Origin of the sequence: Streptomyces sp. NPDC050759 (genome assembly GCF_044456945.1) — a bacterium.
Lineage (GTDB): Bacteria > Actinomycetota > Actinomycetes > Streptomycetales > Streptomycetaceae > Streptomyces.
Genome location: NZ_JBITGI010000004.1, coordinates 271,804 through 285,244, shown reverse-complemented (window position 1 = coordinate 285,244; position 13,441 = coordinate 271,804). Strand labels below are relative to the sequence as shown.

Sequence of the window (13,441 nt, the reverse complement as noted above, 5' to 3'; positions counted from 1 at the left end):
CGCTCCCCTCATCCCTTTCCGGTGAAACGGTCGAGCAGCGCGTCCAGTCCGGTGATCAGACCCTCTGTGCCGCCCTGCTCGACCAGGTCCGGAGCGATCGCGCGAAGCCTGGGCAGTTCCTGCGGCGGCATACGGTGCAGGCCGAGGCGGAACGCGGGCTCGGCTTCCTCAGGGTTGTCCACCATGGCCCGCAGTTCCACGGAGACGTAGCCGAGAACCCAGGCCGTGAACGCGTGGAAGGCAGCGGTCGCGCGCTGGTCATCCAATCCGGCGGCCTGGAGACAGCCGAGCACCCGTTCATGGGCACGGAGGACCGGGAGGGGTCTGCGGGCCAACGGTACGGCCATCATGCGAGTGGAGAGCAGCGGCACCACCTGTGGGTGGGCGAGGCACACCTGGTAGGTGGTCAGCGCGATGCGGTGCAGTCCGGCCCGCCACGCGGCGCTCGTGGCGGGATCCCCTGACATCTGACCGAGTCGTTCCTCCAGCTCGAGGTGGAGAGCTTCGACCAGGCCGTCCAGCAGCGCGTCCTTGCTGGACGCATAGCGATACAGAGCCATTGCCTCGACGCCGAGTTCCGCGCCCAGACGACGCATGCTCAACGCGGAGAGACCTTCGTCGTCGACCAGCTCCAGGGCGGCCGACAGCACCCGCTCCCGGCTGAGCCTGCCGTGCCGCCCATGGTCGCTCGCGCGTCGGGCCGGGCCCGCCCCCGAGTCATTGGCCACTGCCTGCCTCCTCAACAACGATGTCCCCGAATTCGGCAATGTCGTCCTCCGTGTAGAGGCCGACGGAGCCCTTCGTGTACGGATCGCGGCGGTCCGCGTACGTGGTCGAAGGCTGGGAATCCACCTCAACGGTCATGGTGGGCCCGGTCTGTCGTACCTCGAACCGGTGCCAGGAGCGGATCGGGCGGGAGCGTCGTGCCCGGTGGCGAGGATCACGGTGTCCCCCCCCGGTCCCTTGACGGAGCCGGCGCCGTAGTACTGGGTTCGCTCCGGTCGCCCGGCCCTCACGCGGCGACGACCCTCGGGGTCGGCGCGTGATGCATGTGCAGCCCGAAGTCGTCGGCCAGCCGCTCGAGGATCCGGGTGGACGCGTGACCGTCGCCGAACGGATTGCTCGCTTCCGCCATGCGGTTGTACTGCGTGCGGTCGTCCAACAGGGAGGTGACCACAGCGTGTACCGCCTGAGGGTCTGTCCCGATGAGTCTCGCGGCCCCGGCCCGGACCACCTCGGGGCGCTCGGTCGTGTTGCGCAGAACCAGAACGGGTTTGTCGAAGCTCGGTGCTTCTTCCTGGACACCGCCGGAGTCGGTGAGCACGAGCTCGCAGGCGCTGAGGGTCGAGATGAAGTCGAAATAGTCCAGCGGTTCCGTCAGCGTGATCCGTGGGCAACCGGTCAGGACCGGAAGGAGGACATCGCGGACGGCCGGGCTCTTGTGGACGGGCACCAGAAGTTCGACGTCCTGGCGCTCGGCCAGTCGCAGCAGTGCAGAAGCGAGGGCCCGCATCTTCCCGCCCTGGTTCTCCCGCCGGTGCAGAGTCACGATTACCCCCCGCCCATGCGTGCGGAAGGCCGATCTGCCGGTCGCGCACCCATGGGCCCAGAGCAGGTTGTCGATGACCGTGTTCCCAGTGACGACGACCTGTTCGGCGGGGACGGCCTCGGCCGCCAGAGCCGCGGCGGCCCCCGGTGTCGGTGCGAAGTGCCACCGTGTCATCCGGGTCACCAGGCGTCGATTCATCTCCTCGGGGAAGGGGTCGTCGATGACGCCGCTGCGCAGCCCCGCTTCCACATGGGCCACCGGAATGTGCTCGTAGAACGCGGCCAGGGCACCGCACAGCGTGCTGCTCGTGTCACCTTGGACGACGAGCAGATCCGGCCGCTCCGCTCGGAAGACGTCGCCCAACCCGTCGATCAGACGGGCGGTGAGGGAGGACAACTGCTGGCACTTGCGCATCACGGAGAGGTCATGAGTGGCCGTGAGCCGCAGGCGTCCGAGCAGCGTCTCAAGCATGTCCCGGTGCTGACCGGTGTTGACGAGCACAGGTGAGAACAGCGAAGACGACTGCATGGCCCGGAAGATCGGAGCGAGCTTGATGGCCTCGGGCCTGGTGCCGAGAACGATCGCCACGTTCAGCACGCGGTCCGAGGCCGTTTCGCGGCGGGTGACGCCGGGGGGCGGGAAGTCGATGTGAAACACGTGATCACCATCAAGACGCTAGCTGGGGTGCTCTGGAAGACGCCGGCTTTTCGCCCAGGTCCTACGGCGCGACAACTGCCGGAGACCGGTCCGCGGGTCGGCGCGCATGTACACGTACGCGCACACAGGTGCCACGCCGAACGAGAGGACTTTCGCCGACCCGTCGTTCTGTACGGCGCTGAACGCAGTGGTGCAGAAGGCGACCACGGAGAATGTCGTCAGCAGGATCAGCAGCGGCAGCGTGAGAGTCACGAGCAGAATCGCGGCGGTGGCCGCCCAGCCTCGGTCGAGACGTTGCAGGGTTCGCGCGCGGGAGTGGCCGGGCACGAGTCCGCCATGGCTGGTCAGGTAGTGCAGCGCCTCGACCACCTTCGGCCGGTCCTCGAGGCCGAAGGTGGGCTGGCCCGGGGCGGAGTCGGGGGAGACGTCCTCCGACCGGACGAGGGCGCGGTGGCGTTCGGGTGTTCCGGGAGCGAGCACGTCGAAGAGAACGTCCCCGAAGGCCAGGTGGCGGTCGGTCGCCGTCGTGTAATCGAGGGGACTCTCGGCGACGTACCGGAGATCCGAGGCGCCCACCAGCAAGGGGAAGACGCCACCGTCCGGGCGTTGTCCCTGCGCGAGCACCTCTGCCGCGCCCGGATCCGCGACCCGCAGCCGCCTGACGGCTGCCTGCCGAGTGGCCAGTTCGCCCGACCAGTCGCGTTCGGCGTCGTCAAAGAGGATGAGCGTGCGTCCCGCGCCACGCTGGGCCGTCCTTGTGGGAGGCATGGTGGGCGGGTAAAAGTCGGCGGCCGACTTGGTGTCGCCGCCTTCTGCCAGTCGTGCGGGCAGCCTGACGCCTACCAGGCCCTGTCTGCCCCGGGTGAGGCCGGTGGACCACCGATGTGCGCGACGGCCGCCGACAGCCACTATGACAATGCTGCCCGAGGCCATGCCGGTCATCAGATCCTCCGGAGCCGTAAAGATACGACGTAAACATACATACGTCATTTACACGTTTTTATCAAGAGATGCGGCTATTTTCTGTTTTGTTCCGAATGTGCGGAACGGCTGATCGCCGCTGTATCCTGAAAAGGCGGCGAAGCGCACGACGGCGTGGTCCGGGATCATGAGTACGCCCATCGAGGATTACGCCCTCATCAGTGACCTGGAGACCGCCGCCATGGTCGGTCGGGACGGGTCCATAGACTGGTTGTGTCTGCCCCGCTTCGACTCGCCGGCCTGTCTGGCCGCGCTGCTCGGCACAAGGGACAACGGCTTCTGGCGGGTGGCCCCGGCCGCCGGCCGTTCCTGCACGAGCCGGGCCTACCAGCGGGACACGCTGATTCTTGAGACACGGTGGGCCGGGTCGGACGGCGCGGTGCGGGTCACCGACTTCATGCCGCCCCGTACTGAACTGCCTTGCCTCGTCCGGCTGATCGAAGGGCTGGCAGGGTGCGTCGACATGCGCAGCGAACTGCGGCTGCGCTTCCACCAGGGCCGTGTGGTGCCCTGGATCAGAGTCGCTGAACCCGGCACCGTCGCGGTGGCCGGTCCCGACGCCGTGTGGCTGCACGCCGACGGGCTGGTACAGGTGGCCGGGCCCCAGGACTCCACCATGCTCGACTTCACTGTCAGGGCCGGCCAGCGGCTGGCCCTGACGCTGGTCTGGTCGCCCTCGCACCTGCCCGGCCCACCGGCACCGCTGGCCGTCCCCGCAGAGGTGGCTCTGAAGGAGACCTGCGACTTCTGGCGGTGCTGGGCCGGACGCTGCCGGTACCAGGGCCCGTGGCGCGACGCGGTGATGCGGTCCCTGATCACCCTCAAGGCGCTCACCTACGCCCCCACGGGTGGCATCGTCGCCGCCCCCACCACCTCCCTGCCCGGCCGCATCGGCGGCGAACGCAACTGGGACCACCGTTACTGCTGGCTGCGTGACTCCACCCTCGCCCTGTCCTGTCTGCTGCGCAGCGGATACCGCGAGGAGGCAACGGCCTGGCTGGACTGGCTGGTGCGGGCCGTTGCCGGGGACCCGGGTGATCTGCAGACCGTGTACGGGGTGAAGGGGCAGCGCCTGCTGCCGGAGACCGAGGCGCCCTGGCTGCCCGGCTACGCGGGATCACGGCCGGTGCGGTTCGGGAACTCGGCGGTCGGGCAGTTCCAGCTCGACGTGTACGGCGAGGTCCTGGACACGCTCTGGTTGTCGCTGCGGGCAGGTATCCCCATGCCCTCCCATGTGTGGGACCTGGTCCAGGCGTTGATGGGCTTCCTGCTGCGGCACTGGCGCGAACCCGACCAGGGACTGTGGCAGGTGCGCGGGCAGCGGCGGCAGTTCGTCCACTCGAAGGTGATGGCGTGGGTGGCCGCCGACCGTGCCGTGCGGATGGGGGAGCTGCTGGGGCGCAACGGTGCCTCGGGCGAGTGGCGGGCCATGCGCGACGAGGTGCACCGACAGGTGTGCCGAGAGGGCTGGGACGCGCGGCGGCACACCTTCGTACAGTCCTACGGCTCCTCGGCCCTCGACGCCTCGGCCCTGCTCATGTCCCGGGTCGGCTTCCTGCCCACCCGCGACGAGCGGGTTCGCGGCACCGTGCGGGCCATGCGCGGACTCGAGCACGGCGGCTTCGTACGCCGGTACGCGCAGGGCGGTGCCGGACTGCACGAGGTGGACGGCCTGCACGGCGACGAGGCCGCGTTCGTCGCCTGTTCCCTCTGGTACGCCGACGCCCTCGCCGCGACCGGGCGGCCGAGACGGGCCCGGGAGCTGTTCGAGCGAGTCCTCGGCGTCCGCAACGACGTGGGTCTGCTGGCCGAGCAGTGGGACCCGGGCGCGGGACGTCAACTGGGCAACACACCGCAGGCGTCGAGCCATATCGCCCTGGTCGAGACGGCCTTCGCGCTGTCGTCCGCGCGCTGATCCGGGCTCGTGGTGCCGTCAGTCGTGGGCGTCGGGCCGGCGTGCGGAATCCGCGTATCCGTGCGGGTTGAGCTGCCCGAAGTGCCAGGCGTCCCGGCACATGTCGCTGAGGGTTCGGGTGGCGCGCCAGCCCCAGTCGCGGGCCACCGCGCTCGCGTCCGCGACGAGTTCGGGGATGTCGTCCGGGCGGCGGGGCCTGATGTCGTAGGGGAGGGGTCTTCCGCAGGTCCGTGAGAACACGGCGATCGTCTCCAGGACCGAACTGCCCTTGCCCGAACCGAGGTTGTACACCCTCATGCCGGATGTGCCGGTGAGGTGGTCGAGCGCGACGCGGTGTGCCTCGGCCGCGTCCATGACGTGGAGGTAGTCGCGGATCGCGGTCCCGTCCGGGGTGGGGTGGTCGGCGCCGAAGACCCGCAGCCGGTCCAGCCGGCCTTCCGCCACCTGTGCCAGCACCTGGAGGGGGCTGTCGGGCGTGCCGTGCGGGTCCTCGCCGAGCAACCCGCTGGGGTGGGCGCCGGCCGGAGTGGCGTGGCGCAGGCACAGGACCGTGAAGTCGTCCCGGTACCGGCAGACGTCGGTGAGGATCTGCTCGCAGATCCACTTGGACCTCGCGTACGGGCCGACCGGATGGGGCGGGGTGGTCTCGTCGAGCGGGCGGGGGCCGGCGTCGCCGTAGACCGCGCAGGTGGAGGCGTACACGAGGCGGCGCACGTCGTGTTCCCGCATGGTGTGCAGCAGCGCGATCGTGCCGCCCAGGTTGGTGTCGTAGTACGGGAGGGATGTCCGGGCCGACTCGCCGACGGCGTGGTGTGCGGCGAAGTGCACGACGGCGTCCACGCAGTGTCGGTCGAAGACCGCCGAGAGGGCGCGCCGGTCGCGGATGTCCAGTTCGTACACGGCGCCGACGAACCGGCCGGCGATGCGCTCCACGCGGGTCAGGACCTGCGGGGCGCTCCGGGAGTAGTCGTCGACCACGACGATCTCGTATCCGTGGTCGAGGAACTCCACGCAGGCATGGCTGCCGAGAAAGCCGGCCCCGCCGGTGACGAGGACGGTCGACGGAACAGACTCGCTGCGTGCCATGACCAGGACGCTCTCGGGCGTACGTCTACGCCATATGTTTACGGCGTATATGTACGACTCTCCGCCCTTTCGTCTCCCGCGTCAAGCCATGCGGTCACGGCCTGACCAGCAACTGGAAGTCAAAGGTGTACCGCGACGCACGGTAGATGTGGGTGCCGTACTCGACCGGGCGGCCGGTGTCGTCGTAAGCCGTGCGTTGCATGGTCAGGACCGCGGCGCCCGGCTGTTCGTCGAGGCGGGCGGCCTCCTCGGCGGTGGCGGCGCGGGCGCCGATGGTCTGGCGGGCGCTGTGCAGGGTGATGCCGGCGGTGCGCAGCACGCGGTAGAGGCCGGTGGCCTCCAGGCGGTCGCTGTCGAGGTGGAGGAGGCCGGTGGGCAGGTAGTTGCCGAGGAGGGCCACGGGCTGGCCGTGGGTCAGGCGCAGGCGCTCGAGCGCCGTGACCTCGCTGCCCTCCGGGACGGACAGCGCGGCCGCCACGTCTGCCGATGCCGGGACGGTCTCGTTGCGGACCACCCGCGTCGCCGGGCCCTGCCCGGCCGCCTCCAGGTCGTCGTAGAGGCTGCTGAGTTCCAGGGGGCGCCTGACCTGGCTGTGCACCACCTGCGTGCCCACACCGCGCCGGCGGACCAGCAGGCCCTTGTCCACCAGGGTCTGGATGGCCTGGCGGACGGTCGGGCGGGACAGGCCGAGGCGGATCGAGAGGTCGATCTCGTTGCCCAGGAGGTTGCCCGGGGCGAGCACGCCGTGCTCGATCGCCGCCTCCAGCTGCCGGGCGAGCTGGTAGTACAGCGGCACCGGACTGCCCCGGTCCAGGGCGAAGTCCAGGCAGTCGAGCGCGGGGCCGGTCGCGGCACGTGACGTGTCGCCGTGCTTCGCCATGGGGGTACCTCCCTCAAAGGGTCGGGGGCGGGCCATCAGAGGTGGGTGCGGCGAGCGGCTGCCTGACGGTCGTACTCCGTCCTCGCCGCTACGGCGGCCCCGCGCGACGCCGTCTCCGCCACCGGCACGTCCCACCACGCCTCTGCCGGGGGAGCGGTCGGGGTCGCGGTGTCCGTCTCGACGTAGACGCAGGTCGGCCGGTCCGAGGCGCGGGCCGTGGCCAGGGCCTCGCGCAGCTCCCGTACGGTCTTGGCGCGCAGCACGTCCATGCCGAGGCTCGCCGCGTTCGCGGCCAGGTCGACCGGGAGCGGGGCCCCGCTGAAGGTGCCGTCGGCCGCGCGGTAGCGGTACGCCGTGCCGAACCGCTCGCCGCCCACCGACTCCGACAGGCCGCCGATCGAGGCGTAACCGTGGTTCTGGATGAGGACCAGGTTGATCGGCAGGCCCTCCTGGACCGCGGTGACGAGTTCCGTCGGCATCATCAGGTAGGTGCCGTCGCCGACCAGCGCCCACACCGGGGTGTCGGGGGTCGCCTGCTGCACGCCGATCGCGGCAGGGATCTCGTAGCCCATGCAGGAGTAGCCGTACTCCAGGTGGTACTGGCGGGGGCTGCGGGCCCGCCACAGTTTGTGCAGGTCACCGGGGAGCGAGCCCGCCGCGTTGATCACCACGTCGTCGTCGCCGACGACCGCGTCCAGCGCGCCCAGCAGCTGGGTCTGGGTCGGCACCGCGTTCTCGTCCGCGGCCTCGAAGGCCCGGCTCACGACCCGCCCCCAGCGCTCCTTGCCCGCCCCGTACTCGGCCTCGTAGGCCGCGTTCACGCGGTGGCCCTCCAGCGCCGACGTGAGCGCCTCCAGACCCGCTTTCGCATCGCATACGACCGTCCGCGCGGCCAGCTTGTGGGCGTCGAAGGAGGTGATGTTCAGGTTGAGGAAGCGGACGTCCGGGTTCTGGAAGAGGGTGCCGGAGGCGGTGGTGAAGTCGGAGTAGCGCGTGCCCACGCCGATGACCAGGTCCGCGGTGCGCGCGAGGTCGTCGGCGACCGCCGTCCCGGTGTGGCCGATGCCGCCCAGGTCGGCGGGGTGATCGTGGCGCAGGGAGCCCTTGCCCGCCTGCGTGGACGTGACGGGGATGCCGGTGGCGTCCACCAGCGCCTTCAGGGCCCCCTCGGCCTCGCTGTGGTGGACCCCTCCGCCCGCCACGATCAGCGGCCGCGCGGCCCCCAGGATCGCCCGCACCGCCTCCGCCAGCTCCACCGGGTCCGGCACGGGACGTCGTACCCGCCACACCCGCTCGGCGAAGAACTCCTCCGGCCAGTCGTACGCCTCCGCCTGCACGTCCTGGGGGAGGGCGAGGGTGACCGCGCCGGTCTCGGCCGGGTCGGCGAGGACCCGCATGGCCTGGAGGGCTGCGGGGATCAGGGCCTCGGGGCGGTGGATGCGGTCGAAGTAGCGGGACACCGGGCGCAGGGTGTCGTTCACCGACACGTCCGCCTCCGTCGGATGCTCCAACTGCTGCAGGAGCGGGTCGGCGGCGCGGGTGGCGAAGTAGTCGCCGGGCAGGAGCAGGACCGGGAGGCGGTTGATCGTCGCCAGGGCCGCGCCGGTGACCAGGTTCGTGGCGCCCGGGCCGATCGACGTCGTGACCGCCTGGGCCGACAGGCGGTTCAGCTGGCGGGCGTGGCCGACGGCCGCGTGGACCATCGCCTGCTCGTTGCGCCCCTGGTGGAAGGGCATCGCGTCCTCGCCCGCCTCCAGGAGGGCCTGCCCGATGCCCGCCACGTTGCCGTGGCCGAAGATGCCCCAGGTCCCGGCGATCAGCCGGTGCCGTACGCCGTCCCGCTCCGTGTACTGGACGGACAGGAACCGCACGAGGGCTTGGGCGACGGTCAGGCGGGTGGTGCTGCTCATCAGGACTTCTCCGGTGCCGTGTGGAGGGGGAGGCGGGGGCGGTGGGCGGTGGGCTGGTCGGGCGCGCTGCGACCGCCAGGTGCTGCAGGGATCGGCTGGGCACGGCCACGTGCGGGGGCCCGGAACCGTCCGCCGCCGGGCGCCGGGATCGTCGTACGGCCATCCCGTGGCTCGTGTCCGAAGCCGCTGACGGAAGGGTCGGTCACGGCGCGACGCCGTTCAGGAGACCGTCGACCTCGGCCTGCGTCGGCATCGCGGAGGAGCAGGCGAGGCGGGCGGCGACATGCGCGCCGGCCGCGTTGGCGTACCGGAGGGTCCGCTCCAGCTCCCAGCCGGACAGCAGCCCGTGGCACAGCGAGCCTCCGAAGGCGTCGCCGGCGCCGAGGCCGTTGACGACCTCGACCGGGACCGGCGGGACCTCGGCCGTCGTGCCGTCGCGGTGCACCGCGAGGACGCCCTTCGGGCCCTGCTTCACCACGGCGAGCTCCACACCGGCCGCCAGCAGGGCCTCGGCGCACGCCCGGGGTTCACGCTCCCCGGTGGCGACCTCGCACTCGTCGAGGTTGCCGACCGCGACGGTCGCGTGCCGCAGGGCCTCGGCGTAGTACGGGCGGGCTTCGTCGGGGTCGGCCCAGGCCGTCTCACTCCACAGCGCGGGCCGCCAGTCGAGGTCGAAGACCGTGATGCCGGCCCGGTCGCGGCACTTCAGGGCGGCGAGCGTGGCCGAGCGGCTCGGCTCCTCGCTCAGACCGGTGCCGGTGATCCAGAAGATCCGGGCCGCGCGGATGGCGAAGTAGTCGAGCTCGTCGGTGTGTATCTCCAGGTCGGGGGCCTTGGGGTGGCGGTAGAAGTACAGCGGGAAGTCGTCCGGCGGGAAGATCTCGCAGAAGGTGACCGGGGTCGGGTAGGCCGCCACGGGAGTCACCCAGCGGTTGTCGACGCCGAACTCCGTGAGGGTCTGGTGGAGGTACGTGCCGAAGGGGTCCGCTCCGGTGCGGGTGATGACCGCGGTGGAGCGTCCGAGCCGGGACGCGGCGACCGCGACGTTGGCGGCCGACCCTCCGAGGAACTTGCCGAAGGACCGGACCTGCGCCAGAGGCACCCCCGACTGCTGCGGGTAGAGATCAACTCCGATACGGCCCATACTGATCACGTCGAACTGCTGGACTGGCTCGACCATGCGCGACGCTCCTCGATCCGGCACTGGGGATGCGAGGCCCTCCGGGCCCGTTGCATCCCAGGTGTAGGACTCGAAGGGCATTGCTGTCAATAGTTTGTACTTACATTCGGACCTGCTTGTGAAATGATGTCTTAACAAAGTATTGACAGCGGCCGCGCCAGGGGAGTTGGATCCCGTCCCAACGCAAGTTGGCGCGTTTTCGTAGATCCCGCCCCCTTTCCCGACGTTCTCCCCGTCGCACAGTGAGGTGCAAGGAAAGATGGACCGCTCTTCTCTCTCCCGTTCGCGGAGATTCGCTCCCGCCGTGGCCCTGGCTGCGGCCGCGGCCCTGACGCTCGCCGGCTGCTCCAGCAGCTCCGGCGGCAAGAAGTCCGAGGAGAGCGCGGACGGCGCCTCCGCGGGCAAGGCCACCACCCCCCGGATGACCATCGCGCTGGTGACCCACCAGTCGCCCGGCGACACCTTCTGGGACATCGTCCGCAAGGGCGCCCAGGCCGCCGCCGCCAAGGACAACGTCAAGCTGGTCTACTCGGCCGACCCGAGCGCGGGCGGCCAGGCCAACCTGGTGCAGAACGCCATCGACCAGAAGGTCGACGGCATCGCCATCACCCTCGCCAAGCCGGACGCCCTCAAGGACGTCGTCGCCAAGGCGAAGGCGGCGAACATACCCGTCGTCGGCCTCAACTCCGGTGTCAGCGAATGGCAGAAGCTCGGCCTGATGGAGTTCTTCGGTCAGGACGAGACCGTGGCCGGTGAGGCGCTCGGCAAGCGGCTGAACGAGGAGGGCGCCAAGAGCACCGTCTGTGTCATCCAGGAGCAGGGCAACATCGGCCTCACCCAGCGCTGTGACGGTGTCAAGAAGACCTTCACCGGCAAGTTCCAGACGCTGAACGTCAACGGCGCCGACATGCCGTCCGTGAAGTCGACGATCACCGCCAAGCTCAGCCAGGACAAGTCGATCGACTACGTCGTCGCCCTGGGCGCTCCCATCGCGCTGACCGCGGCGCAGGCGGGGTCCGAGGCCGGGAGCAAGGCCAAGGTCGCCACGTTCGACCTCAACAAGGACCTGACGACCGCCATCAGCAAGGGCACCATCGCGTTCGCCGTCGACCAGCAGCCCTACCTGCAGGGCTACCTGGCCATCGACTCGCTGTGGCTCTACAAGAACAACGGCAACTACATGGGCGGTGGCGAGCAGCCGGTGCTGACCGGTCCGGCCTTCGTGGACAAGTCGAACGTCGAGACCGTGGCCAAGTTCGCTGCGAAGGGCACCAGGTGATGGGTATGACCCAGCATGCCGAGCCGGCGGTGACGACACCGCCGGCCTCCGGCCCGGGCAAGGTCACGGACGGCCGGACCGCGGAACGACCGCTCGCGCTGCGCCTGCTGGCGCGCCCCGAGGTCGGGGTGTTCCTGGGCGCGGTGGCGGTGTGGATCTTCTTCCTGGTCGCCGCGCCGCCGGTGCGGGACGGCAGTTCGATGGCGAACATCCTGTATCAGTCCTCCACCATCGGGATCATGGCGTTGCCGGTGGCGCTTTTGATGATCGGCGGGGAGTTCGACCTGTCGTCGGGTGTCGCGGTGATCACCTCGGCGCTGACCGCGAGCATGTTCGCCTTCCAGCTGACGTTGAACGTGTGGGCGGGCATCGTGGTGGCGCTGCTGGTGGCGCTGGCGATCGGGTTCCTCAACGGCTGGCTGGTGGTCCGCACGGGCCTGCCCAGCTTCCTGATCACGCTGGGCACGTTCCTGATCCTGCAGGGCGTCAACCTGGCGGTGACCAAGCTGGTGACCGGGAATGTGGCCACCGACGACATCAGTGACATGGACGGCTTCGACCAGGCCAAGAAGGTCTTCGCGAGCTCCTTCGACGTGGGCGGCGTCCAGATAAAGATCACGATTGTGTACTGGCTGGTGTTCGCCGCGCTCGCCACCTGGGTGCTGCTGCGCACCCGGTACGGCAACTGGATCTTCGCGGTGGGCGGCAACAAGGACTCCGCGCGGGCGGTGGGCGTGCCGGTCACCTTCACGAAGATCTCCCTGTTCATGCTGGTCGGCTTCGCGGCCTGGTTCGTCGGCATGCACAACCTGTTCTCCTTCAACACCGTGCAGTCCGGCGAGGGCGTCGGGCAGGAACTGATCTACATCTCCGCGGCGGTGATCGGCGGCTGTCTGCTGACCGGCGGCGCGGGCTCGGCGATCGGCCCGGTCTTCGGCGCGTTCATGTTCGGCATGGTCCAGCAGGGCATCGTCTACGCCAACTGGAACCCGGACTGGTTCAAGGCCTTCCTCGGCGTGATGCTGCTCGGCGCCGTCCTGATCAATCTGTGGGTCAGCCGCACCGCGACCCGGAGGTAAATGCGCTATGACCACTGAAGAATCCGGCACCCACGGCGCCATCCTCACCGACGCCCCCGACCCTGCCAACGGTGACGGGACGATCGTCGAGCTGCGCAACGCGGGCAAGTCCTACGGCAACATCCGCGCCCTGCACGGGGTCAGCCTGAAGGTGCACCCCAGCCAGGTGACCTGTGTGCTGGGCGACAACGGCGCCGGCAAGTCCACCCTCATCAAAATCATCTCCGGCCTGCACCAGCACACCGAGGGCGAGTTCCTCGTCGACGGCGCCCCGGTGCGCTTCTCCACCCCGCGCGAGGCGTTGGACAAGGGCATCGCGACCGTCTACCAGGACCTGGCCGTGGTCCCGCTGATGCCGGTGTGGCGCAACTTCTTCCTCGGCTCCGAGATGACCAAGGGCCCCTGGCCGGTCCGCCGTCTGGACATCGAGCAGATGAAGAAGACCGCCGACCACGAGCTGCGCCAGATGGGCATCGTCCTGGACGACCTCGAACAGCCCATCGGCACCCTCTCCGGCGGCCAGCGCCAGTGCGTTGCCATCGCCCGCGCCGTCTACTTCGGCGCCCGCGTGCTGATCCTGGACGAGCCGACCGCCGCGCTGGGTGTGAAGCAGTCCGGTGTGGTGCTGAAGTACGTGGCCGCGGCGCGGGACCGGGGTCTTGGGGTCATCTTCATCACCCACAACCCGCACCACGCCTACATGGTCGGCGACCACTTCAGCGTGCTGCGCCTGGGCACCATGGAGCTGTCCGCCGCCCGCGACCAGATCACCCTGGAGGAGCTCACCAACCACATGGCCGGCGGCGCCGAACTCGCCGCCCTCAAGCACGAGTTGAGCCAGGTCCGCGGTGTCGACACCGAAGCCCTCCCCGAGGAGCAGGACCTCACCGCACCCGTGGCCGCCACCGGCGAGGGGAAGTCCTGA

Annotated in this window: 11 protein-coding genes; 4 read left to right on the top strand and 7 right to left on the bottom strand. The window is 69.9% G+C overall.

All coding sequences use genetic code 11. The features are described 5' to 3' along the window. Positions 1-8 precede the first annotated feature (8 nt). From ACIBJB_RS14790 to ACIBJB_RS14780, 3 genes are all read right to left on the bottom strand, one after another. Complete coding sequence (locus ACIBJB_RS14790; protein ID WP_398930342.1) at positions 9-728, bottom strand: TetR/AcrR family transcriptional regulator; 720 nt, start codon at positions 726-728, stop codon at positions 9-11. A gap of 284 nt (positions 729-1,012) precedes the next feature. After that, a complete protein-coding gene (gene wecB, locus ACIBJB_RS14785; RefSeq protein ID WP_398930340.1) occupies positions 1,013-2,206 on the bottom strand; it encodes a non-hydrolyzing UDP-N-acetylglucosamine 2-epimerase in 1,194 nt (397 codons plus the stop codon). Between the two features lie 18 nt (positions 2,207-2,224). Then, positions 2,225-2,974, bottom strand: coding sequence for a hypothetical protein (locus ACIBJB_RS14780; RefSeq protein WP_398930338.1), 750 nt, complete (start codon positions 2,972-2,974; stop codon positions 2,225-2,227). A gap of 340 nt (positions 2,975-3,314) precedes the next feature. On the opposite strand from ACIBJB_RS14780, the gene ACIBJB_RS14775 reads away from it, so the two are divergent. Continuing rightward, on the top strand, positions 3,315-5,102 hold the full coding sequence (locus ACIBJB_RS14775) for a glycoside hydrolase family 15 protein (protein ID WP_398930336.1): 1,788 nt from the start codon (positions 3,315-3,317) through the stop codon (positions 5,100-5,102). Between the two features lie 18 nt (positions 5,103-5,120). Here ACIBJB_RS14775 and galE read toward each other — a convergent pair whose 3' ends face one another. From galE to iolC, 4 genes are all read right to left on the bottom strand, one after another. Next, positions 5,121-6,188 carry a UDP-glucose 4-epimerase GalE gene (gene galE / locus ACIBJB_RS14770; RefSeq protein WP_398930334.1) on the bottom strand — a complete coding sequence of 356 codons (1,068 nt, stop codon included), beginning with the start codon at positions 6,186-6,188 and terminating at the stop codon, positions 5,121-5,123. A 94-nt stretch (positions 6,189-6,282) separates the two neighbouring features. Continuing rightward, entirely contained in the window at positions 6,283-7,068 is a 786-nt protein-coding gene (locus tag ACIBJB_RS14765; protein ID WP_398930332.1) for a GntR family transcriptional regulator, read from the bottom strand. Between the two features lie 35 nt (positions 7,069-7,103). Continuing rightward, on the bottom strand, positions 7,104-8,978 hold the full coding sequence (iolD, locus tag ACIBJB_RS14760) for a 3D-(3,5/4)-trihydroxycyclohexane-1,2-dione acylhydrolase (decyclizing) (protein ID WP_398930329.1): 1,875 nt from the start codon (positions 8,976-8,978) through the stop codon (positions 7,104-7,106). Between the two features lie 202 nt (positions 8,979-9,180). Further along, the gene (iolC, locus tag ACIBJB_RS14755; protein ID WP_398930327.1) at positions 9,181-10,158 is read right to left on the bottom strand and encodes a 5-dehydro-2-deoxygluconokinase; all 978 of its coding nucleotides are present in this window, start codon (positions 10,156-10,158) and stop codon (positions 9,181-9,183) included. Between the two features lie 259 nt (positions 10,159-10,417). On the opposite strand from iolC, the gene ACIBJB_RS14750 reads away from it, so the two are divergent. From ACIBJB_RS14750 to ACIBJB_RS14740, 3 genes are read left to right on the top strand one after another with little or no spacing between them, the layout of a single operon-like run. After that, positions 10,418-11,437 carry a sugar ABC transporter substrate-binding protein gene (locus tag ACIBJB_RS14750; protein ID WP_398930325.1) on the top strand — a complete coding sequence of 340 codons (1,020 nt, stop codon included), beginning with the start codon at positions 10,418-10,420 and terminating at the stop codon, positions 11,435-11,437. After that, positions 11,437-12,516, top strand: coding sequence for an ABC transporter permease (locus ACIBJB_RS14745; RefSeq protein ID WP_398930323.1), 1,080 nt, complete (start codon positions 11,437-11,439; stop codon positions 12,514-12,516). Before ACIBJB_RS14750 ends, ACIBJB_RS14745 begins: the two co-directional genes overlap by 1 nt. A 7-nt stretch (positions 12,517-12,523) precedes the next feature. After that, entirely contained in the window at positions 12,524-13,441 is a 918-nt protein-coding gene (locus ACIBJB_RS14740; protein ID WP_398930321.1) for an ATP-binding cassette domain-containing protein, read from the top strand.

What these genes read in the sequence shown, in the direction of transcription:
- ACIBJB_RS14780 (WP_398930338.1), bottom strand. Translation starts at nt 2,974, where the DNA reads ATGCCTCCCACAAGGACGGCCCAGCGTGGCGCGGGACGCACGCTCATC.
- ACIBJB_RS14775 (WP_398930336.1), top strand. Translation starts at nt 3,315, where the DNA reads ATGAGTACGCCCATCGAGGATTACGCCCTCATCAGTGACCTGGAGACC.
- galE (WP_398930334.1), bottom strand. Translation starts at nt 6,188, where the DNA reads ATGGCACGCAGCGAGTCTGTTCCGTCGACCGTCCTCGTCACCGGCGGG.
- ACIBJB_RS14765 (WP_398930332.1), bottom strand. Translation starts at nt 7,068, where the DNA reads ATGGCGAAGCACGGCGACACGTCACGTGCCGCGACCGGCCCCGCGCTC.
- iolD (WP_398930329.1), bottom strand. Translation starts at nt 8,978, where the DNA reads ATGAGCAGCACCACCCGCCTGACCGTCGCCCAAGCCCTCGTGCGGTTC.
- iolC (WP_398930327.1), bottom strand. Translation starts at nt 10,158, where the DNA reads ATGGTCGAGCCAGTCCAGCAGTTCGACGTGATCAGTATGGGCCGTATC.
- ACIBJB_RS14750 (WP_398930325.1), top strand. Translation starts at nt 10,418, where the DNA reads ATGGACCGCTCTTCTCTCTCCCGTTCGCGGAGATTCGCTCCCGCCGTG.
- ACIBJB_RS14745 (WP_398930323.1), top strand. Translation starts at nt 11,437, where the DNA reads ATGGGTATGACCCAGCATGCCGAGCCGGCGGTGACGACACCGCCGGCC.
- ACIBJB_RS14740 (WP_398930321.1), top strand. Translation starts at nt 12,524, where the DNA reads ATGACCACTGAAGAATCCGGCACCCACGGCGCCATCCTCACCGACGCC.